The following is a 21,558-nucleotide window of genomic DNA, read 5'->3' as shown; positions in this document are numbered from 1 at the left end:
CGTCGTACGCAGCCGGTCAGCGGGTCCGGAACACGTTGTCGGTGCCCTTGCCCGAGTGCTCGGCCGCGCCGTCGGTGGTGATCCGGTTGCCGTTCCCCGTGACGTGGACACTCGCGACCTCGTCGGCGACGACGTCGTTGATCGACCCGGCGACGACGAGGTCCTCGACGTTGCCGAGGTGCACCACGCTGTTGCTCGCGGTGATGCGGACCTTGGCACAGTCACCGAGCGTGACGTCGACGTTGCTCGCGTTGACGGTCGCCGAGCCGTCGACGCACTTCGCGTCGACCTTCGCGATGTCGGCCGGCGGGGCGACGAAGCGGTCGTCCCTCGCGGTCGGAGAGGGACTGCGCGACGGCTCCGGACCGTCGTTGCCCGTTCTGCACCCCGAGAGCGACGCGGCGAGGGCGACGACGCCGAGCGCGACGGCGAGCATGCGGGAGAGAGGGGTGGGGGTGAACATGATGACCAGCTTTCTCGTGGAAGATATCCCGTTCTGTATTTCAAATGCTACCATGAGCAGGGTGTCATCCTTGCGAGTCGCTCATCTCAGCCACAGCGCTGCACCGTCCGGAGCAGAGCTGTTCGTGCTCCGTGTCGCGGCCGCATCGATGGCCACGTCGCCCCTGGTGGTCCTCGGTGAGGACGGGCCGCTGCGGGAGATGCTGGAGACAGCAGGGGTCCCGTGGCTCGTGGTCCCGGTCGGCGAAGCGCTCCGCGCACACGGCGCCAGCCATCGTCGGGGACTCCCCGCGAAGCTCAGAGGTACCGCGACGGCCGCCCAGCGGCTCGCCGGCGTGCTCCGTGAGCGCCGGATCGACGTCGCCGTCACCCATTCTGCGAAGGCGCACGTCTACGGCGGCCTCGCGGCACGGATGGCCGGCGTGCCGTCCGTCGCCCACGTGCACGACCTCGTGGGCGCCAGCGGTCGGTGGTCCGACACCCTGACCCTCCGTGCGGCGCTCGCGATGCTCCCGCGCGGACTCGTCGCCAACTCCGAGACGACCCGGATGTCGCTCGGCCGGACCGGTCGACGAGCGACGGTGATCGGGTGCCCGGCCGCGATCGGACCGGTCGACACCCACCAGGGACCACTCACCTTCGGCATGATCGGCCGCCTCTCCGAGTGGAAGGGGCAGGAAGCCGTCATCCGCGCCTTCTCGGCGGCAGCGCAACGGGGTCTACCGGAGGACGCGACCCTGCGGATCGTCGGCGGAGCGCTCTTCGACGGTGACCGCGCCTACGAACGGGCCCTTCGTCAGGTCGTCGCGGACCTCGACCTGGAGGGACGGGTGCACTTCCGCGGACATCGGTCCGAGATCGCGAACGAGTTGGCAGCCGTCGACGTCGTCGTGCACGCAAGCATCCGTCCTGAGCCGTTCGGGCAGGTGGTCGTCGAAGCCATGGCCGCCGGACGCGCTGTGATCGCATCCGACGCCGGCGGACCGGCCGAGATCCTCGACCACGGCCGCACCGGCCTGCTCGTCCGCCCGGGCGACGTCGATGCGCTGGCCGACGCCATGGTGAAGCTGCAGGACACCCACGTCCGGGTCCCCATGGCGGCGGCCGCACGGCGGGCCGCACGGAAGTACGCGCTCCCGGAGATCGTCGAGGCCGTCGAGCGCCAGCTGCGTCGTCACGCCTGACCGGCCCTTCCGGCCCCGGGAACGGCGCAGGGCTCAGGGGCCCGTCCGCCTCCGAGTGGAGCCGCTCAACCCCGTCCACGCGGCGATCCGTTCCTGGAACGCGGCCGTCGAGAACGCTGCGGCACGTGCGACCCGGGCATCCCGGTCGACCGCCGATGCCGCGTCGACGGCTGCGCGGAGGGATGCCGGGTCCTCATCGCGGAGCACTCCGCCCCAGCGACCGTCGCCGACGCTCTCCGCCGCGCCTCCCGTCCCGTTGACCACGACGGGCGTGCCGAGCGCCATCGCCTCGACGGGCATGATGCCGAAGTCCTCGACGGGTGGGAAGACGTAGACGGCAGCACGCTGCATCAGTGCTGCCATCAGCGCGTCGGAGGGGTCGATGACGAAGTGGACCGGAACGTGCGCCTCGGCGGCGAGCGCGCGGAGGGCGGACTCGGCCGGGCCGCCGCCGGCGAGGACGACGGGCCGCCCGGTCGCGCGCCCCGTCGCGATGACCACGTCCAACCGCTTGTACCCGACGAAGCGCGATGCGCCGAGCACGAACCCGTCCGGCAGGGCCTCCAGCGTCGCCTCGTCCGCTGGAGCGAGCACCGAGGCCCAGTCGGGAACCGCCTGGAGTCGTTCGACGCCGACCGGGGGGTGGATGACCCGGGCGTCCACTCCCCAGGCGGCTCGGATGCGGTCACGGACGAACGCACTGTTCGCGGCGACGTGTTCGAGCGTGGCACCGTGACGGCGGTCCATTGCACGGAACACCGGAGCCACCGTGCGGACCAGCGGGTGCGAGCCACGCTGGTCGAGTTCGCGATCCCAGAGGTACCGCGCGGGCGTGTGCACGTAGGTGAATTGCCGTTGTGCGGTCACACCAGGCACACGAGCGTGGTGCGCGAACAGGTGTGAACCGACGATCGCCCAGTCGTAGTCGCCACGCGCGGGCGTCGCCGCCCGCCAGACCAACGGGAGGGCCGGGAGCGCGAGTGCCTTCCGGTTGCGCAGGGTCGTCTTCGCCATGACGCTCTCGAGTACGGGCCGGTCAGGGTAGCGGTCTGGCGCGTCGTTCCAGAGGCACGCGATGTCGGCCTGGGGGTACGAGTCAGCGAGGGCGTCGAGGACCCGTTCGGCTCCGCCACGCGGCTCGATCCACTCGTGGACGAGCAGTCCCCGCCCGCTCATGCGGCAGGTCCCCGCTGCGACGCCGCCGCGACGAGCGCGAACCGGACGACGGACTCGATCCCGGGCGTCACGCGGTCGACGAACTCGGCGTACTCCTCGCTGGCCCCACGCACGGGGTCAGCGACGTCGTCGTCTGCGGGATCGTCGACCGTGGCGCGGCGGTTCTCGGTGAGGAGCGCGGGCAGCTGCCGCCAAGCTTCCTCCCGGCCCCGGTCGGGTCGCGTCTGCCGGCCCGCGGTCACGAGCGGTCCGACCAGTCGGTGGAACTCACGGATCGTGAAGGTCTTGCGCAACGCGGACGGCACGAGGTCGAGGAGGTCGGCCCGGTGCGCACGCTCGAGCGTGAGTACGAGATCGGACGACCGGATCTGTCGGGCGTCGAGCGGAGAGGAGGCGAAGGCTGCCGGCCGGATGCCCGCGCGGACCAGTGCCGAGGCCGATCGTTCGGCCATGGGCAGCCCGGGCCGTGCACGTGTACCGGCGCTGCGGACGACGAGGTCCTGGACGCCAGCGGCGTGCAACCGATCGCGGAGGACGCCCTCGACGTACGGCGATCGACAGACGTTGCCTTCGCAGACGATCAGGATGGAGGGCATGCGAGCTCCGTTCGGTTCGTGAGGGTCGGACCGTTCCGGTCGGACCGGATGGGATCGAGGCGCAGGGGCGCGAGCCGTGCCGGCTTCCTCTGGCGCGGGTCGGTGGCCGACTGCCATGCCGGGACCGCGCAGGCCGCGATGAGGAGCCAGAGGACGGGCGTCGACAGGTCCGGGGTCCCGACGACCTTCGCGACGAGGAGCGCCACGAGCGCCGAGCCTGCGGCGACCGTCGAGGGGTTCCGCAACGCGGCGACGAGGACCCCACCGAGCAGTGCGGCGAACGCGATGGTCCCGGGGACGCCCACACAGGAGAGCAAGGAGAGCCCGAACGAGGACGGACGGTTGCCTCCGACCCCCACCCCGAGCCCCCAGGACTGTACGAGGACGCCCCACGAGAACCGGTCGCCGCCGGTCCTGCTGTCGTACGACTGGCTCCCGATCTTCTCGTGGACGATCGCGGCCACGGGCTGGGCCAGCGCGTCGCCCGCCCAGAGCACGACGACGGCCACGACGAGGGCACCGAGCACGATCCACGGCGTGCCACGGCCACCCCGGAGGACGTAGCGGACCAACAGCACCACCGCGCCGCCCCCGACGACCAGGGCGGACGCGACGACTGCGGTGCCCGACGACGCCTGGGCGAGATCGACCGCGGCGATCACCGCGGCGATCCAGCGGAGAGCAGCCTCCCGTCCCGACGAACGGGTCGCGGACACCGTGAACCACACGAGTGCCGGGAGCGCGAAGGCCGCGAGTTCACTCGGTTCGCTGAACACCCCACGGAGCCGCGCACCGTCGACCAGGAAGCTGTACGCGACGCCAGGGTTGGTGTCGAAGAGGAACCCGAGACGGTCCCCTCCGGCCAGCGCGACGAGCCCACGGACCGCGCTCGTCACCGTCCCGACGGAGAACGCGACGTCGAGCACCCCCGGGCCCGTCCGGCGGCGCACCAGCAGCACGACGACACAGGCCGACACCCCGAGGTAGGCGAGCTGCGCGACGGTGCTCGTGGTGTAGGCCAGTCGGTCTGGGTCGAGGATCTGCTGGTCGAGACCGCCTCGGGACGAGAGCACGCGGGTCCCGTCGAACCACCAGGGCCCGACGGCCGTGATGACGACCGACCACACGAGGAACACGGCGAACGCGTTGGCCGACCAGTGGCGCGTGCCCACCGGTGGAGCGCGGAGCAGTTGCACGGCAGCCACGAGGCCCGCAGCGCTGAAGAGCGGGATGCCGTTCCCCGCGACCACGGCAGCGGTCGAGTACGGCAGCGCTGCCGTGACTCCGAGCACCCAGCCGGTGGCGTCTCGCCGCCTGACGAGAGCGACGACGAGCACGGCTGCGAGCACGGCTCCGAGGATGGTCACGGCGTCTCCGGGTTGTCCTGGAATTTCATATTGGGTAATATGAGTATCACACACCCTCGACCCGATCGGAAGCCCATGACCTTGTCGCAGTTCCTCGAAGTGGTGCGTCGCCGGTGGAGGTCCATCGCACTCGTGCTGTTCCTCGGGGTGGTGACCGCCGCCGGCGTCACGTCCGCACAGACACCGCAGTACCGTTCCTCGAGCGCCGTGTTCGTGTCCGTCGCCGGTGGGGACAGTGCCGCGGACCTCTCGCAGGGCAACACCTTCTCCGCGGCGCGCGTGAAGTCGTACACCGAGCTGGCGTCGACTCCGCGCGTGCTCGGACGAGCCGCCGAGGCGCTCGGGATGGACCCGGCCGACGTGGGCGAGCTGGCCTCACGGGTGCAGGCAGAGTCGACCCCCGACACGGTCCTCATCACCATCACGGCGACCGACCCCGCCCCCGAGCGCTCCGCCGCGATCGCCAACGCCGTCACCGACGAACTCATCGCGAGCATCGACGAGGTCGAACGGACGAAGGAGGACGCGGCCGGCATCGTGCACCTGTCGGTCTTCCAGGAAGCCATCCCGCCCGCGCTGCCCTACACGCCGCGGACGACCGTCAACCTCGCGATCGGGGCGCTCGGTGGACTCGCGCTCGGTCTCGCACAGGCGCTGCTGCGGACCGTCCTCGACAACCGTCTCCGGACCGTCGAGCAGCTCCGCCAGATCACGGATGCGAGCATCCTCACGGAGCTGCCGGTGGCGGACCCGCAGGACCACCCCCTCGTCGACAGCGGCAACCGGTACAGCACGCGCGCGGAGGCGTTCCGACAGCTCCGGACGCACCTGTCGTTCACGAACCTCGACGGTGAGACGTCCCAGAGCATCGTGATCACGAGTGCGACCCCGGGAGAGGGGAAGTCCTCGACGGCGGTCAACCTCGCGTTGGTCCTGGCGCAGAACGGCTCACGGGTCGTCCTCGTCGACGCGGACATGCGCCGTCCGACCGTGGCGACGGTGCTCGGCATCGAGAGCCGGGTGGGCCTCTCGACCGTCCTGTCCCGCCAGGTGGAACTCGACGACGCGATCCAGCCCCTCGGCGGCGACGCCCCGTTCGACGTCCTCGCCGCTGGTCGCGTACCGCCGAACCCGAGCGAGCTCCTCGGGTCGGGCGGCATGGCGGCGCTGCTCACCGAACTGCGACAGCGGTACGACCACATCGTGGTCGACGCACCGCCGCTGCTGCCGGTCACGGACCCGGCGGTACTCGGTGCGATGTCGTCCGGCGTCGTGCTCGTCGCCGCGGTGGACGGCCGGGTGCGCAGGTCCGAGATCGAGGAGGCGATCGGACGGCTGGACCAGGTCGGCGTCCGGCTCCTCGGGATCGCGCTCAACCGTGTCCCGGCGAAGCGCCGAGGCACCAGCTACTACAACTACGAAGCCACCACGCCGGTGAGCGAGAGTCCGCGCCGCGTCTCCCGCGCGCGCCGGTTCCCGCCCGGCTCGCCCGGCACCGCCCCGACCGGAGGAACCGCAGCATGACCGACCGCTCGATCGTCTACCTCGGCTGGCAGGGCCAGGGCAACTTCGGCGACGACCTGCTCCACGCGACGTGGAGCGCGGCGCTGGACGACCCGCTCGACGTGCAGGCGCCGCTCGAACGCCGCGACTACGGACGTCGGTTCGGGACCTTCCTCCGGCACCGGGCCCGCGTCGCCGGCACCGAACGCATCGTCCTGCTCGGCGGCGGCACGACGGTCGGCTTCCGGTCCTGGTCCCAGCACGCGGCACGCGCACACCGCGCCTTCGGTGCGCGGGCAGTGGTCGGGACGGGCCTCGGAGCCGCGGTCGCGAGTGACACCTACTCGACGAACCATCAGCCGCAGGACTGGGCCGCATGGCGAGCACTGCGCGACTTCCGACTGCTCGGGGTCCGGGGCCCGGCAACCGCGCGGGAGGTCAGCGAGCACCTCGCACCCACCGGCGTGATCGGTGATCCCGCGCTGCTCTACCCGCGACTCCGACCGGTGCAACCCGCGACCGGACCGCGACGCATCGGCGTGGCGCTCGGCAGCGACCCTCGTTCTCGGTTCGACCTCAACACCGTCGCGGCCGCGGTACGAGGTCACGCCGAGGCGTCCGGGGCGGACCAGGTCGTCGCCTTCGCGTTGTCCTCGGCCGATCGCACCACCGCGCGCGAGTTCGCCGCGCGGGTGGGGGTCGAGGCGCGCGTGCACGAGTACGTCCCGGGCGCTGTGCACGCAACCATGGAGGAGCTCGCCGGCTGCAGCATGGTGGTGTCCGAACGGTTGCACGGCGTGGTGCCATCGGTGGCGCTCGGCCTCCCGACGGTCCCGTTGTCCTACGCATCGAAGTGCGACGACTTCTGGATGAGCGTGACCGGGACGACGTGCCCGGTCGGTGTCGACAGTGACACGAGCGACCTCGCTGCCGCCCTGCGACAGGCGGAGCAGACGGCGCCGGTCGCGCGGCGGGTCGACGAGCTCCAGACGGTCCTCGCGGACGTGTCGGCGAGACTCCGCGCCTGGCTGCGCGGCACCGCCGACCTCAACGCGGCAATGCTCCCACCCTCGCAGGCACCGTCCGCAGAAGGAGCCGCAGCGTGACGCTCGACGGAGCAGCGACCACGCCGGATGAACGGCCCCACCGCTTCCACCTGGTCATCAGCACGAACCGGTCGCCCGACCACCTGTCTCGTTGCATCGACGCGGTCGTCGCGAACGGGGCCGACTGCTTCGTCACGGTGGTCGAACAGCATCCGGTACCCCGTTGCGCAGCCGTGGTCTCCGGGCTCGTGGCCGCCGGCCGTGCCGAGCACGTGCACGATCCGGTCGGACGAGGGGTCAGCACGGGGCGCAACGTCGGACTGCGGCGGATCAGAGGAGCGATCGTCGCGTTCCCGGACGACGACTGCGCCTACACGCCGGGAGTGCTCGTCGAGGTCGACCGCATGCTGAGCGAGCCGAACGGCCCGGACGGCGTCGCCGCGCGCCTCGTCACCGGGGACGGCGGCGACACGATGCTCCGTTGGTCACGCGTCCCCGCGACGTTGACCCCGGCCCTCCTCCCGTACACGGTCAGCAGCTCCGGCCTCTTCTTCCGAGCAGCGACGGTCCGGCAGGTCGGGCTCTTCGACACCAGACTCGGTACCGGCGCTCCGACCCCGTTCGGTTCCGCGGAGGAGTACGACTTCGTGGTCCGGGCCATCGCGGCCGGCGCGACGATCCGGTACGAGCCGCAGCTGCTCGTCGAGCACGAGGACTGGCGGACCGGCATGGAACGCCGCGATGCGCTCGCCAAGGCCCTCCGGTACAACCGCGGGTTCGGCAGAGCCCTCCGGAAGCACCGTCTGCGCGGCGAGATGCTGCGGTGGACCCTCCGCTCGGCCGGCGGCGTCGTGGTCCGCGCCGCACAGCTCAAGCCCGCGGAGGCGGTGTTCCAGTGGACGCAGTTGCGGGGACGGGTCGAGGGGTGGTCGTGGGGTTGGGACCACCAGCCCTGACCATGCGCCGCCGGACGGCGCGGAGCACAGGGCGTTCGAGGAGGTACCACGAAGCCGCAGCCACCGCGATGGCGACGACCGCCAACCCGAGCCGCATCGGGCCCGTCGTCTCGACCCCCCACGGGCGGAGACGCAGCAGCGGGTAGTGCCACAGGTACAGTCCGTACGAGACCGTACCGAACCACCGCGCGAGCCCGACCTCGAGGACGCGGACCCTGCCGGCAGCCGCGCAGGCGATCGCCGCTGCGGCGACCGGGACCGCCGCACTCTCGACCCAGCGCGCTGCTCCGGGCAGCGACCCCGGACCCACGAGCAGCGTGCAGGTGGCGAGGACGACGAGACCGGCCACCGCGCCGGCCCCGACCCATCGGCGCCAGTCGAGCGACGGGCGGACGTGTTGCTTCGGCGACAGGTGCTCCAGGTAGCCGGTCCGCCGCGCGATGGCGGTGGCCGCTCCGAGGAGCAGCGCAGCAGCACAGGTGTCGAGCGAGTAGGCGAGGTGGTCGTACGGCGCGATGACCGTCGCCAGGGCGCGCCACACGAGCGCGCCGCCGATCAGGGCGACGAGGAGCCCGACGGCGGAACGTGTGCGACGCCGCGACAGCACGAGGACTCCGGCGAGCAGCAGCGGCCAGACGAGGTAGAACTGTTCCTCGACCGCGAGGGACCAGGTGTGCTCGAACGGACCGGCATCGACACCGATGACCCGGGCGACGTTGCCCGTGTAGGTCGTCACGTACGCCAGGACCCGCCCGAGGTCGTCTGCGATCGGGTCGTGGAGGACCAGGACCGCCGCGACGGTCACCGTCGTCATCGCGATCCACGCCGGGAGGAGTCGTGCTGCACGCCGGATCCAGAAGGCGCCGAGCGCGATCCGCCCGTTGCTCTCTGCCTCGTCGAGCAGCGCCCGCGTGATGACGAACCCCGACAGCACGAAGAACGTGGTCACGCCGACCACCCCGCCGTACGGCACGACGGACTCGGCGACGTGACCGGCGACGACGAGCAACACCGCGAGGCCGCGCAGTCCGTCGAGCTGCACCAGGCGCATCAGTCCTCCCACACGACGTAGCGCGGCGCCCAGGTCGCGGTCATCGTCAGCCGCCCGTTCCGCGCGGTCACCGTCTTCGTCGCCCCGTAGGGCTCGACGAGTGTGCCACTCGACGGCAGGGCCACCACGGCCTGCCGCGTCGTGTAGCGGTCCTCGGTCTGCCAGACGACGCGCACGTGCCGCCGTCCGTCCGGCGAATCGAACCGGACCTGGCGGATCGCTCCGCCGCTGCTGGAGTACGCCGCAGCGAAGCGCATCCCGGCGAGGTGCCGCTGCATGGTGAGCCATGCGGCGGCTGCGGGTTTGGGCTCGTACCCGGTCTCCACTCCCTCGACGAGTGCGAACGCGCGCCGGGAGCCGTCGGGCTCAGGGCCGTCCGGTGTCGACATCTCGAAGGTGTACACGCGGTCGACACCGGCCTGGGCCGCGAGGACGTTGGTCCGCACGAGGAACGCCGCGAGGTCGAGCTCGGGCACGCTGTTGCGGTTGGCGGTGGGCCACCCGACCTCGCTGATCCAGATCGGGACGGGTCGGCCGTCCGGCCCTGGGTTCTCCGAGGCGGCGGTACGGATCCAGTCGAGGGCACGTTCGATGCACGGAGTGGTCGCCGGGCATCCGTCCGGAGACCAGGGCTCGTCGTACGGATGGATGCTCATCGCGTCGACGAAGCGAGCGCCCCCGGCATCGAACCACCCTTGCAACCATGCACGCTCCCGCGCGGAGACCGCGTTCGCCGCCGGCCCGACGACCCGGGCACGCGGGTCGGCACCGCGGATGGCATCGAAGGTCACCGCGGCGAGTGCGACGTAGGCCTCCGGTGTGGCGGGGAGCGTGCCGTGCGTGTTCGTCCACTCGTTCCACACCTCGTAGGAGAGATCGGCATCGGGATGGCGGTCCCGCATGTGGGCGACCGTCCGCTGCACGAAACGCTCCCACGCGGCGCGCTGCGCGGGGATGGTGACGTCGGGCGGGTTCGACGGTCCCCCGGTGTGCGCGACGTTCCCGTAGTCGAGCACGAAGAGCGGCGCCGCTCCCGGAGCATCGACCCACTGGTCCACGCGAGCATCGACCGGCGTGAAGTCGAAGACCCCCGGGCGCTTCTCGACCGTGCCCCACTGCAGGTCCTGCCGGTGCCCGCCGGCCCCGAGGACGTCGAAGGTCGCGCGCGCGGAAGCGGCCGGCCCCGGGCTCCCGCTGACGGCGAGCGAGAACCGCGGATCGCGTGTCGTCGGCGCCTCGGAGGCACGGACGAAGCGGATCGAACCGGAGCGGTCTCCGCACCTGACGGTCGCGCGGTAGATCCCCGGGCCCGCGGCCGCGGTGCCCGGGACCCGGAGCGGATCCGACGCGGGTCCCTCCCCGTCGGCGGTCGTCCGCCCCTCCGCGTCCGTGACGGTCCAGGAGCGTCCGCCCGCCGGGCAACCGACGACCGAGAGTTCGACCGGCTGCCCGGGCCCGACGAACGACGTCGCGCCGGCGACCCGGACGGACAGCTCCCCGATCGCGCGTGAGGGCGGCGCGTCGGCCAGCGAGACGGCGGCGATGCCGAGCGCGAGCGTGATCTCTGCCGCGCGCCGCCCGCAGCGGCTCGTGCGGCCCGTCGGGCGGGAATGGCTCCTGGACGGCCGGACGGGTGGAACCGCGAGACGAGGCTTGGTCATCCCACGATCGTGGCGTCCCGCGCGCGCCCTGCGGGAGACGTTCGAATGTCTGACAGCTGCGATCCGTTCCCCCGCGCCCCGCCGGTAGGGTCGAACCGTGCGATGGAGTCGAGTGGGCTGGCCCGCGGTCGGGTACGTCTCCCTCGAGGACGTCGAGGGCTACCCCGAGCACCTCGCCAGACTCGTCACCGACGCCCCACCCTCCGTGGCGGCCCTCGCGAGCGTCACGTGGAACGAGGCCCGCATCGCCGACTGGCGCGTCGAGGAGTCCGGCCGACACGACAGCGCGGGCATCGACGCGGCCCCGCTGCACACCGTGCACGCCGCGTTCGTGGTCCGGACCGACGAGGTGCTCGACACCCCGGACGGCCTCTGGCGCCGGTGGAACCACGCCCGCGTCGGACTCCGCTTCGATCGTGTCGTGCTCGATCCGGCGGACACGGGCCCGCTCGACCTGCTCGCCGGCGACGTGCACGTCTCCCGTGGCGAACTGGAGCACGTCGACGCCGACGTCTGGGAACTCCGGCTGCTCGTCTCCCCCACGGGCGAGCTCGCGGTGCACTTCCGCGACGTCGTGGTCGAGGTGCGACCGGTCGGCGAGGAGCAGTGGAGCGACCTGGAGTCCCGCCCTGCGCACGGCTGGCACGGACCGGTGCCGGACGGCTGGGTGGAGTGGGCGATGCCGGCCGTCCGTGCTGCCGCCCACGGCGACGTCGGCGGGCTCTCGCTCGAGTTGGACGGGTTCGGTGCGGAGCCGAGCGGGATCGACGAGGTCGATCCGCGCTGGGGCTTCGCGCCGCTGCACGCGGCCGCCTGGTTCGACCGCCGCGGGACGACGGAGGCGCTGCTGGAACGCGGCGCTGACGTGGCCGTGGCGGACGCTGAGGGGCGGAGTGCGCTGGACCTCGCGCGCGAGCGCGGGTCGCGGAAGGCGGAGGAGGCGCTCCTCGCCTGGTTCGACGCGCACGGCGTGGGCGAGGCCCACGTGGCGGACGACCCCTCCAGCGACGAGGCGACCCGCTGATCGCGGGGTGACCGGCTGCCGGTCTGGAGGCGCGCGGCGATGCCGCCACGCGCCTCCAGACCGTCACCGGGTCGCGTCAGTCGCGACGCGTCTCGAGCGCGTTCGCCTGCGCGACCCGCCCGTACCACCGCGCCGAGTCCTTCGGCGTGCGCGCGAAGGTCTCGCGGTCCCAGGCGACGAGCCCGAAGGTCGGGCGGTAGCCCGACGCCCACTCGTAGTTGTCGAGGAGGGACCAGTGCTGGTAGCCCAACACCTCGATGCCGTCCTCGATGCATCGGTGGATGCCCTCGAGGGCGCCCTGCGTGTAGGCCACGCGGCGAGAGTCGTCCGCGGTGGCGATGCCGTTCTCGGTGATCATGAGCGGGACGTGGCCGGACAGCTCCCACGCGCTGCGGAGCCCGTCGGCGGAGGCCTCGGGGTAGAACTCCCAGCCGGTGAGGGTGGTCTCGACGTCGTCCGCGACCGGCACCGGGCCCGTGGCACCGATGAAGGTGCGCGTGTAGGCCTGCACGCCGAGGAAGTCGTCGCCGGCGGCCTGCTCGAGGTACCAGTCGTCGCGCGGGTAGCCGTACTCGCGGAGCATCTCCTCGGAGCCGGGCTCGCCGTTCGCCCGGAACGCCTGCGTCGCGATCGTCCAGCCGGACTGGATGCCGGGTACCTGCGACAGGACCTCGCGGGAGCGCTTGTGCGACGCGAGCAGAGCGTCGGCGACACCGAGGTCGGGGTTCGGCAGGCCGTAGGCGACCAGGTTCGCGGCGTCCTCTCCCCCGGCGAGCATCGCCGCGATGTTCGGCTCGTTGATCGTGCAGACGTAGCGGACGCCGTCCTGCACGACGGGCAGGGCGGCCTCGGTGTACCGGGCGAACAGGTCGGCCGCGTCGTCGGCGCGCCAGAAGCCGTCGCGCTCGAACCACCGCGGCACGGTGAAGTGCATGAGGGTGACGATCGGTTCGATGCCGGCGTCATGACAGGCCTCGACCATGCGGCGGTAGTGGTCGATCTCGGCACGGGAGACGTGCCCGCGCTCCGGCTCGATGCGGGCCCACTCGATGCTGAACCGGTAGGAGTTCAGCCCGAGGTCGGCGGCGATGCGGATGTCCTCGCGGTAGCGGTGGTAGCTGTCCGCGGCGTCTCCGGAGGGTTCGACGATGGTGGTGTCGGGCTCGTGCTCGTGCACCCACCAGTTGCTGCCTACGTTGTTGCCCTCGATCTGGTGGGCGGCGGTGGCGGCACCCCAGAGGAAGCCGTCGGGGAACTGGAGCGTGGTGATGATGGAGCCTTTCAGAGAGTGGAGAAGAACCGATCGAAGACGGCGAGCGTCGCCGCTGGGTTCTCGACGTGGGGGCCGTGGTAGCTCGTGGGGACGACCTCGTACCGTGCGCCGGTGTCCGCCGCCATCTGCCGCTGCCACGGGATCGGCCAGGCGCCGTCCCACTCCCCGTGCGCCACGAGGACGGGGAGCCCGGTCGCGCGGAGCTCGGCGGACGAGTCGGTGTGGTCCTCGAGGACGTGGCCGCCGGCGATGACGCTGAGCGGGCTCGTGGCGTCGAAACGGTCGCGGACCATCCGGACGTCGTCGGGGAGCTCCTCGTCGGGCCGGTACGCCCAGAGCGGGTTCGTCGAGTCGAACAGCTGGCGGTTGTTGCCGCCGGTGTCGTGCAGGATCGTCAGCTCGGCGACCTTGCGGTAGGGCCAGCCGTACGGGCCGGAGCAGAACTGCACGAGGCTGCGGAACGAGCGCGGGGAGGCGATGGCCGCCTCGCGGGCGATGACCCCTCCGAGCGAGTGCCCGACGAGGTGCACGGGCGCGCCGTCGTCGAGCAGCGCGGCCACCCGGACGACGTCGGCGGCCTCTTCGTCGAGCGTGTAGTCGGACGGCGACGTCGGCGCGGCCGAGTCGGCCTGGCCACGGCGGCTGATCGCGACCGCGGTCCAGCCGGCGTCGCGGAGGAGCGGCATGAAGGTGCGCCAGTCCTCCTTCGAGCCGGTGTACCCCGGGACGATCAGGACCGTGCCCTTCGACTCCCCCGTCGGCACGACCCGGTAGGCGGTGAGCCGGCCGACGGGCAGGTCGATGCCGACGACGTCGACCCCCTCGGGCGTGGGCAGGTGGCCGAAGGCCGGGACGGGCGGGAACGCGTGGAGGGTGCTCATGCGAGCAGTGTCCGCCGCGGGTTCGGCACCGCGTCCAGCAGCGCGACCGTGTAGTCGTCCTGCGGGTGCTGCAGCACCTCGGCCGTGCGGCCCCGCTCCACCACGGCACCGTCGTGCAGCACCATGATGTCGTCGGTGATCAGCCGGGCGCTGAGCAGGTCGTGCGTGATGTAGAGGAGCGACACGCCCCACTGCTCCCGCAGGTCCTCGAGCAGCGCGAGCACGCCGGCGCGCAGGGTGACGTCGAGCATCGAGACGGGCTCGTCGGCGATGATCACCTGCGGGTCGCTCGCGAGCGCTCGGGCGATGACCACGCGCTGCCGCTGCCCGCCGGAGAGCTGGTGCGGCAGCTTCTGCGCGAACTGCTCGACGGGCGTCAGGCCCACGGTCTCGAGGATCTCGAGCATCCGGCGCCGGGCATCACGCCCGCGCAGGCCGGTGTAGTTCGCGATCGGCCGGGACAGGATGTACTCCACGGTGTGCAGCGGGTTGAGCGCCGCGTACGGGTCCTGGAAGACCATCTGCACCTCGGAGCGCAGGTCCTTCAGCCCGCGTCTGCCCAGACGAGCCACGTCCGTGTCGCCGAAGCGCACCGTGCCACTGGTCGGCTGCTCGACGCCGGTCAGCATCTTCGCGATGGTCGACTTGCCCGAGCCGGACTGCCCGACGAGGGCGAGCGACTGCCCGGGCTCGAGGGTGAACGACACGTCGCGGACCGCCTGCACGGGCTGCTCGCCCCGGCGAGGCGCGGGGTAGGTCTTCACGAGGTGGTCGACGACGATCGGGTTGCGGGCGGCGCTGCGCTCGCGGGAGCCGACGGTGCTGAACGACGACGTCGTCTCCTGTCGCGTCGTGCCCTCGGACGAGCGCAGCGACCGGTCCGGGAACCCCGGGAGCGAAACGACCTCCGCGCGCGGGTCCGCGTAGTGCGACAGCAGCATCTTCGTGTAGTCGTCCTGCGGGTCACGGAGCACCTCGAGCGAACGACCGTCCTCGACGATCCGTCCCTCGTGCATGACGAGCACGCGCTCGGTCGCCTCGAGCACGATGCCGAGGTCGTGGCTGATCAGGATCGCGGTGAACCCCTCGGAGCGCTGCAGCTCGATGATCGTGTCCATCACCGCGTGCTGCACGAGGACGTCGAGGGCCGTGGTCGGTTCGTCGAACACCATGAGCTGCGGCTCGAGCGACAGGGCGAGGGCGATCGACACGCGCTGCCGCATGCCGCCGGACAGCTCCCCCGGGTACCGCGCCAGCATGGTCTCGGGCAGCTTCACCTTGCCGATCAGCTCCCGCATCCGGGCGTCCCACCGCTCGCGGGGCACGTGTCCGTGCGCCTTGAAGACGTCGACGAAGTGGTTGCGGACGGTCCGCACCGGGTTGAGCGCGTTCATGCCGGACTGCAGCACCATCGCGAAGCCGCCCTGACGCTGCTGCCGGAGTGCTTCGTCGTCGAGGTCGCGGATGTCCGCACCACCGAAGACGATGCTGCCGCCGTTCGTCCTCGCCGGCGGCTTCTGCAGCCGGGTGAGCGCGTAGCCGAGCGTCGACTTGCCGGAGCCGGACTCGCCGACCAGGCCGACGAACTCCCCCTTGCGCAGGCTGAAGGAGACGTGGTCGACGGCCTGGACGGCCGTCTGGCCGGCCGACTCGTAGACGACGGACAGGTCGCGGACGTCGAGGAGGACGTCGGTCCGGCCCTGGGCCTGGGTCGTTCCGGACTGGAGGCGCGTGGCGGCGCCGCCCCGTGCCTCCAGGCCGTCGCTGCTTGCGCCGCTCATGCGGTGACCTCCTTCTTGCGACGCGCGCCGTCGCGCAGCCGCGGGTTGGACACGGCGTCGACGCCGAAGTTGATGAGGGTGAGGCTCATCGCCAGGAGGGCGATGCAGAGGCCGGGGGCGAACAGCAGGATCCACTGGCCGGTGAGCAGCGCGTTCGAGTTCTGCGCCCAGTAGAGGATCGTGCCCCAGCTGACGATCGACGAGTCACCGAGACCGAGGAACTCGAGGCCCGCCTCGGCGAGGATCGCGCTCGTCGCGGCACCGAAGAAGCTGCCGACGATGAGGCTCGTCATGTTCGGCAGGATCTCGCGGAAGACGATGCGGGTCGCGCCGTCCCCGGAGAACTGTGCCGCGGTCACGAAGTCCCGGCTGCGGAGGGACTGCGTCTGGCTGCGCAGGACGCGGGCGCCCCAGGCCCAGCCGGTGACGACGATCACGGCGATGATGACCGTGATGCCGCCGTTCTGCAGGTACGCCGCGATGACGATCATCAGGGGAAGGCCCGGGATGACGAGGAACAGGTTCACGATGAACCCGATGACCTCGGCGACCCAGCCGCGGATGTAGCCCCAGCTGAGACCGATCGCGACGGCGACGAGGGTGGACAGGAAGCCCGCGACCGCGCCGACGAGCACGGAGACCCGGGCGCCGTAGATGAGCTGGCTCAGCACGTCCTCGCCGGCGGCGGTGGTGCCCATCCAGTGCGCCCAGGTGGCGTCGGCGTTGCGGGCGAAGCCGTTCTGGCTCGCGCCGTAGGGGGCGAGGAGCGGTGCGGCGATCGCGACCAGGACGAAGAAGCCGAGGATGCAGAGGCCGACGCGGGCCTTGGTGTTGCTCCAGACGACACCGAACTGGCGGGCGGCGGCCTTGAGCTTGGATGGGGCGTGCTGGCCGTCTTGGGTGCGTACGGCGACCGTGCTGTCCGGTGCTTTCGTGGTGGTCATCGGCGCGTCCTCGGGTCCAGGACGCCGTAGAGGACGTCCACGATGAAGTTGGCGATGAGCACCGACACGGTGATCATCAGGAAGAGGGCCTGCATGAGCGGGTAGTCCTGCCCGATCACGGCGTTGAACAGCAGGTAGCCGATGCCCGGGTAGCCGAACACCTGCTCGACCAGCACCGAGCCACCGACCACGCCGCCGAGCGCCAGGCCGAAGCCGGTCAGGTTCGGCAGGATCGCGTTCCGTGCGGCGTACCGGACGGCGACCGTCCGGCCGCGGAGGCCGTTCGCCTCGGCGAAGGTGACGTAGTCGTCGCCGAGGGTGTTGATCATCGCGTTGCGCATGCCGATGATCCAGCCGCCGAGGCTCGTCACGAGGATCGTCACGGCCGGCAGGATCGCGTGCCGCAGGACGTCGCCGACGTACTCGCCGTTCCAGCCCGGCACGCTCGTCGCCGAGGAGGCCCCGGTGGTCGGGAACCAGTGCAGGACGTAGCCGAGGAAGAACAGCAGCAGGAGTGCGGTCCAGAAGTACGGGAACGTCGACATGAACGAGCCGGACAGGGTCGGGAGCGAGTCGAGCCAGGTGCCGCGCTTCCAGGCCGCCGCGACGCCGATCAACGTGCCGATCACGAACGCGAGGACCGTGACCGTGCCGACGAGCACGAGCGTGTACGGCAGGGCACGGCCGACCAGGTCGCCGACGGGCTGCGGGTAGAACGTGTAGCTCGTGCCGAAGTCGAGGGTGACGACCTGGTGCAGGTAGCTGACGTACTGGTCCCAGAGGTTGCCGCTGGGGACGCCGAGCTGGGCCTCGATGGCCTTCTTCGTGGCGTCGGTGACGGGTCCGTTCTGGCTGAGCTTCGCGAGTGCTGCGTCGGACGGGCTGCCCGGCATCAGGCGCGGGAGCACGAAGTTGAGCGTGACCGCGGCCCAGAGGGTCAGGACGAAGAGGACGAGTTTCTGGAGGATGTACTTCACTTGCCTGCCTCCTTCGTCTGGTTCTTCGTTCCTTCGAGGATCGCCCGGCCCGCGGCGCTGTCACGGAGACGGAGCTTGGTGAAGATGAGCAGCGGTGCCGAGTCGTAGTTCTGCGGCGCCATGTAGGGGTCCTCCGCGCTCGGCCACCCGACGAACTTGCCGGTGTTGAACAGACCCCAGAGCCCGCCGTAGTACATGCCGATCACGGGCAGGTCGTCGTACACGACCTTCTGCAGCTGGTTCAGGATCTGCTGCTGCTCGGCCGTGTCGGTCGTGCCGCGGTACTCGTCGAGGAGCTTCTGGGTGTCCGCGTTGCGGTACCGCTCGAAGTTGTTCACCGTCGACGTGCCGACCGGCTGGTAGAAGTCGCTCGACAGCAGGGAGTTGTAGGCCTGGAAGACGTCGCCGTTCCCCATGCCGCCCATCGCCATGTCGAACTTGCCGTTGTTGATGTTCTGCTGGTAGCCGGCGGGCTGCGGCGCCTGGATCTGCACCTTCACACCGATCTTCCCGAGGTCACGCTGCACCTGCTGTGCGGCCCGGAGCCAGTCGGAGTAGCCGTTCGCCGTCATCAGGTCGATCTCGAGCTGCTTGCCGTCCTTGACGAGCTTGCCGCCCTGCTGGACGTAGCCGGACTTGGCGAACTCGGCCAGCGCGCGGTCGGTGTCCTGCGTGATCATCCCCTGGTCCGGGATCGACGGGTCGAGGTACTGCTCCTGGTTCGGCAGGATCAGACCGGTCTGGCCCGCGGCGCTGAGGTTGCCCTCGGACGCGGTCTCGGCGATGCCGTCACGGTCGAGCGCGTACGAAATCCCCTTGCGGACGTTGACGTCGTTGTACGGCGCCTTGGTCAGGTTCGGGATGAGGCCGGTGACGCCGCCCGCCGGGAACCACCACTTGTTGTCCGGCGACGCCGCACCCCAGGTGCCCTTGACGTCGGAGATGAACGAGTACGCCCAGTCGTACCCGCGGGTGACGGTGTCGAGCTGCGTGTTCGTCGCGGGGAGGACGAGGTGCTTGATCGCGATCTCGTCGGCCTGCCAGTACGTCGGGTTCTTGTCCATCGAGTACTGCTGGTCGGAGTAGTTGCCGAGCACGAAGGGGCCGGTCCCGACCGGGTCCGGGTCGCGCCACGTGACGGGGTCCTTCACCTTGCCGTAGTGGTGCTCGGGCAGGACGTACGTCGCGCCGATGATGTTGAGGCTCGGGACGTCCTCGCCCTTGAGGTGGAACACGACGTGGTCGCCGTCCCGCTCGATGCGGTCGATGTGCTGCCAGGCGCCCTTGACGTCCATCGCGGGGAACTTCTTGAGCAGGTCGAACGTGAAGAGGACGTCCTCCGGGGTGAACCGGGTGCCGTCCGACCACACGACGCCCGTGCGGATCGTCATGTCGATCGTCTTCGCGTCCGGCTGCGTCCACGCGCTCGCGAGCCACGGGGTGCCCTTGCCGTCGAGCGGGTTGATCTCGATGAGGGGCTCGTACATCCACTTGCTCGCGGTGCGGGCGTTCGGGATGTACGGGTTGAAGTTGCGGTCGAACAGCGGGTTGCCGCGGTCCGCGTTGATGAGCATCGTGTCCTTGCCGATGCTCGGGTCCGGCTGGGAGCGGACCTGGATGCTGCAGCCGGTGGCGGCGAGGGCCACGACGGCGATGCCGGCGAGCGCGGCCGCGAGGCGGCCGCGGCGCCGGGCGCGCTGCGCGGCGGGGTGTGCGGTGCCGCGTGCGGTGCCTGGCGTTGCGCCTGGTGCGTCACCGCGTGCAGTGCCGCGCGCGGTGCGCTCCGGCGTGCGCTGTGGGGGAAGCGTCATTGCTCGGTCGACCTCCGTGTCGAGTGGGTACCCGGCTAATGTATGCGCTTACATCACCGGGTGCAACCCGAGGATTCCGTGCAGGGGCGGCACGCGTGGCCGAGCTCCCGCGACCGAGCGTGCACGACATGCCGCTCACCTGCGGGGCGAGTGCACAAATCGTCAGCGGCCGGCCCGAGCGTGACAGATGTTGCGCGTTCGCCGCGGCGGCCGCGGTCGGCACCGGCGTCCGGCGATGGCCCGGCGGTTCCGGCGGCGCTACAGCGACGGCGGGCAGCTCTCGCGCAGCAGCACCTCGACCGGCAGACGCACGGCCCGGGGCGGCCCCTCCCGGCGCTCGGTCCGGTCGACGATCGCCCGCACGGCTGCACGCCCGAGCTCCCCCATCGGCTGGTGCACGGTCGTGAGGCGCGGTGTCGAGAACCGACCGGCGTCGATGCCGTCGAAACCCGTGACGACGAGGTCCTCCGGCACCCGGATCCCCCGCGCTGCCGCGGCGTCGAGCACCCCGAGCGCGGACTGGTCGTTCGAGCAGACGATCGCCCGGGGCACCTCGGCACCGTCGAGCAGCCCGGCGGCGAGTTCCCGAGCCCGCACCCGCCCGAAGTCGCCGTGCACGACCCGGACGGCGCCGGCCGGCAGACCGTGGTCGGCGAGCGCCTGCCGGAAGCCCGCCGACCGTTCCATGTCGTCGGGCGAGTCGATCGGCCCGGCGAGGTAGACGAGCGAGCGGATGCCGAGCCGGCCGATCACGTGCGACGCCAGCGTCCGCATCCCCGCGGCGTTGTCGACGCTCACCGAGTCGAAGCCGTGCGATCGCCGGTCGTCGGCGAGCACCACGACCGGGATGCGCCGGGCGACGTGCTCGAGCAGGTCGTCAGGCACGGTCTGTGCCAGCACCGCGAGGCCGTCCACCCGCCCGGCGACGTCGTTCACGATGACGTCCCGCGAGGACCCTCGTCCGGCCGCGACCATCAGCGCCAGTCCGCGCTGCCATGCCTCGGTCTCCGCGCCGCGGAGGACCTCGTCGAAGTACAGGTTGGACGAGAACGGCTGCGTCACGTGTCGCCGGTCGTCGACCACCCGGACGCCGCCGTCGGTCACGAGGTCGGGCCGTTCGTCCGGCACGACGTCGAACCCCGGCAGCAGGAGTCCGACCACGCCGGTCCGCTTGCCGGCCAGTGCCCGCGCATTGCCGGACGGCACGTAGCCGAGGCTGCGGATCGCGGCCTGCACCCGGTCGCGGGTGCCCTCGCGGACGGCGTCGGGCGTGCGGAGCACGCGCGAGACGGTGGCGATCGACACGCCCGCCTCGGAGGCGACGTCGTAGACCGTGGGAGGTGCGGTGCGCTGCGCGCCCATGCCGTGCCTCCCGTCCGGTGTCGCGTCCCGCGAGCCGCGTCCGTGCGGCCGGACCATCCTAGGCACGGCCCCGCAGCCGACTCCTCCACAGGTTGCCGGGCAGCCTTGCGGGGCGCGGACGAGGAGCGGCACACTGGTCCGACCTCAGTACGTCCCGTGAGGAAGCGCATCCGCAGGCCGGCGGCCTGCACCACCCGATGCCCACGCACACAGGAGGAACGACATGTCACAGTCGACACGGTCCGGCAGCAAGCACGCCATCCGGCTCACCACCGACGAGGCCGAGGTGCGCGACGCGCTGCTCGAGCACACGGAGCACGGCGCATCGACGCTGTCCGAGGGGATCGACGGGTCCGAGGACCCGACCACGAGACCCTGATCCGCCGCTGACGCGGCGCCGGTCCCGGTCGCGGTCCGCCCGGGAGGCGCGGTGCGGGCTGGTTCCGCGCGGCGCCTCCGCGGGTGGTCGCGTCGCGGTCGGGGGCCGGGTCGAGGGGCGCCGG

The 21,558-nt window shown here is 71.5% G+C and carries 19 protein-coding genes; 6 read left to right on the top strand and 13 right to left on the bottom strand.

All coding sequences use genetic code 11. From position 1 onward, the window contains the following. Nucleotides 1–16: 16 nt before the first annotated feature. Nucleotides 17–463, bottom strand: a complete 447-nt coding sequence (locus tag ACY3FI_RS02295; RefSeq protein ID WP_462549115.1) for a DUF3060 domain-containing protein — start codon at nt 461–463, stop codon at nt 17–19. A 61-nt stretch (nt 464–524) separates the two neighbouring features. Here ACY3FI_RS02295 and ACY3FI_RS02290 point away from each other — a divergent pair, with 61 nt between their 5' ends. Further along, nucleotides 525–1,646, top strand: a complete 1,122-nt coding sequence (locus ACY3FI_RS02290) for a glycosyltransferase (protein ID WP_462549114.1) — start codon at nt 525–527, stop codon at nt 1,644–1,646. Between the two features lie 33 nt (nt 1,647–1,679). Here the strand turns inward: ACY3FI_RS02290 and ACY3FI_RS02285 are convergent, their stop codons facing one another. Genes ACY3FI_RS02285 through ACY3FI_RS02275 form a run of 3 tightly spaced genes read right to left on the bottom strand, consistent with a single transcriptional unit; the run spans nt 1,680 to nt 4,785 of the window. Continuing rightward, nucleotides 1,680–2,822: a glycosyltransferase gene (locus ACY3FI_RS02285; protein WP_462549113.1), complete on the bottom strand. Its 1,143-nt coding sequence runs from the start codon at nt 2,820–2,822 to the stop codon at nt 1,680–1,682. Beyond that, nucleotides 2,819–3,418 (bottom strand): arsenate reductase/protein-tyrosine-phosphatase family protein, encoded by a 600-nt coding sequence (locus ACY3FI_RS02280; RefSeq protein WP_462549112.1) that lies wholly within the window; start codon nt 3,416–3,418, stop codon nt 2,819–2,821. The genes ACY3FI_RS02285 and ACY3FI_RS02280 overlap by 4 nt, the downstream gene beginning before the upstream one ends. After that, nucleotides 3,403–4,785, bottom strand: a complete 1,383-nt coding sequence (locus ACY3FI_RS02275) for a hypothetical protein (RefSeq protein ID WP_462549111.1) — start codon at nt 4,783–4,785, stop codon at nt 3,403–3,405. Before ACY3FI_RS02275 ends, ACY3FI_RS02280 begins: the two co-directional genes overlap by 16 nt. A gap of 75 nt (nt 4,786–4,860) precedes the next feature. On the opposite strand from ACY3FI_RS02275, the gene ACY3FI_RS02270 reads away from it, so the two are divergent. From ACY3FI_RS02270 to ACY3FI_RS02260, 3 genes are read left to right on the top strand one after another with little or no spacing between them, the layout of a single operon-like run. Next, nucleotides 4,861–6,309: a tyrosine-protein kinase domain-containing protein gene (locus tag ACY3FI_RS02270; RefSeq protein WP_462549110.1), complete on the top strand. Its 1,449-nt coding sequence runs from the start codon at nt 4,861–4,863 to the stop codon at nt 6,307–6,309. Next, nucleotides 6,306–7,394, top strand: coding sequence for a polysaccharide pyruvyl transferase family protein (locus ACY3FI_RS02265; RefSeq protein WP_462549109.1), 1,089 nt, complete (start codon nt 6,306–6,308; stop codon nt 7,392–7,394). Before ACY3FI_RS02270 ends, ACY3FI_RS02265 begins: the two co-directional genes overlap by 4 nt. Then, nucleotides 7,391–8,290 (top strand): glycosyltransferase family 2 protein, encoded by a 900-nt coding sequence (locus ACY3FI_RS02260; RefSeq protein WP_462549108.1) that lies wholly within the window; start codon nt 7,391–7,393, stop codon nt 8,288–8,290. Before ACY3FI_RS02265 ends, ACY3FI_RS02260 begins: the two co-directional genes overlap by 4 nt. On the opposite strand, the gene ACY3FI_RS02255 is transcribed toward ACY3FI_RS02260, so the two are convergent. Both ACY3FI_RS02255 and ACY3FI_RS02250 read right to left on the bottom strand, forming a co-directional pair. Next, a complete protein-coding gene (locus ACY3FI_RS02255) occupies nt 8,205–9,341 on the bottom strand; it encodes an acyltransferase family protein (protein ID WP_462549107.1) in 1,137 nt (378 codons plus the stop codon). The genes ACY3FI_RS02260 and ACY3FI_RS02255 overlap by 86 nt on opposite strands. Next, nucleotides 9,341–11,002 carry a hypothetical protein gene (locus ACY3FI_RS02250; protein WP_462549106.1) on the bottom strand — a complete coding sequence of 554 codons (1,662 nt, stop codon included), beginning with the start codon at nt 11,000–11,002 and terminating at the stop codon, nt 9,341–9,343. The genes ACY3FI_RS02255 and ACY3FI_RS02250 overlap by 1 nt, the downstream gene beginning before the upstream one ends. A gap of 97 nt (nt 11,003–11,099) precedes the next feature. Here ACY3FI_RS02250 and ACY3FI_RS02245 point away from each other — a divergent pair, with 97 nt between their 5' ends. Further along, nucleotides 11,100–12,026, top strand: coding sequence for an ankyrin repeat domain-containing protein (locus ACY3FI_RS02245; protein ID WP_462549105.1), 927 nt, complete (start codon nt 11,100–11,102; stop codon nt 12,024–12,026). Between the two features lie 76 nt (nt 12,027–12,102). Here ACY3FI_RS02245 and ACY3FI_RS02240 read toward each other — a convergent pair whose 3' ends face one another. From ACY3FI_RS02240 to ACY3FI_RS02210, 7 genes are all read right to left on the bottom strand, one after another. Then, on the bottom strand, nt 12,103–13,299 hold the full coding sequence (locus tag ACY3FI_RS02240; protein ID WP_462550391.1) for a glycoside hydrolase family 1 protein: 1,197 nt from the start codon (nt 13,297–13,299) through the stop codon (nt 12,103–12,105). Between the two features lie 8 nt (nt 13,300–13,307). Further along, nucleotides 13,308–14,180 (bottom strand): alpha/beta fold hydrolase, encoded by an 873-nt coding sequence (locus ACY3FI_RS02235; RefSeq protein ID WP_462549104.1) that lies wholly within the window; start codon nt 14,178–14,180, stop codon nt 13,308–13,310. Continuing rightward, nucleotides 14,177–15,961 (bottom strand): ABC transporter ATP-binding protein, encoded by a 1,785-nt coding sequence (locus ACY3FI_RS02230; protein ID WP_462549103.1) that lies wholly within the window; start codon nt 15,959–15,961, stop codon nt 14,177–14,179. Before ACY3FI_RS02230 ends, ACY3FI_RS02235 begins: the two co-directional genes overlap by 4 nt. Continuing rightward, nucleotides 15,958–16,905 carry an ABC transporter permease gene (locus ACY3FI_RS02225; protein WP_462549102.1) on the bottom strand — a complete coding sequence of 316 codons (948 nt, stop codon included), beginning with the start codon at nt 16,903–16,905 and terminating at the stop codon, nt 15,958–15,960. Before ACY3FI_RS02225 ends, ACY3FI_RS02230 begins: the two co-directional genes overlap by 4 nt. Then, entirely contained in the window at nt 16,902–17,882 is a 981-nt protein-coding gene (locus tag ACY3FI_RS02220) for an ABC transporter permease (protein ID WP_462549101.1), read from the bottom strand. The genes ACY3FI_RS02225 and ACY3FI_RS02220 overlap by 4 nt, the downstream gene beginning before the upstream one ends. After that, nucleotides 17,879–19,693, bottom strand: coding sequence for an ABC transporter substrate-binding protein (locus ACY3FI_RS02215; RefSeq protein ID WP_462549100.1), 1,815 nt, complete (start codon nt 19,691–19,693; stop codon nt 17,879–17,881). Before ACY3FI_RS02215 ends, ACY3FI_RS02220 begins: the two co-directional genes overlap by 4 nt. A 258-nt stretch (nt 19,694–19,951) precedes the next feature. Next, nucleotides 19,952–21,055, bottom strand: coding sequence for a LacI family DNA-binding transcriptional regulator (locus tag ACY3FI_RS02210; protein WP_462549099.1), 1,104 nt, complete (start codon nt 21,053–21,055; stop codon nt 19,952–19,954). Nucleotides 21,056–21,278: 223 nt separating this feature from the next. Here ACY3FI_RS02210 and ACY3FI_RS02205 point away from each other — a divergent pair, with 223 nt between their 5' ends. Continuing rightward, on the top strand, nt 21,279–21,434 hold the full coding sequence (locus ACY3FI_RS02205) for a hypothetical protein (RefSeq protein WP_462549098.1): 156 nt from the start codon (nt 21,279–21,281) through the stop codon (nt 21,432–21,434). Nucleotides 21,435–21,558 lie beyond the last annotated feature (124 nt).

The organism is Curtobacterium sp. RM9, from assembly GCF_054956955.1.
The sequence above is the reverse complement of the archived record's forward strand: the minus strand, read 5'-3'. Positions and strand labels throughout refer to the sequence as shown.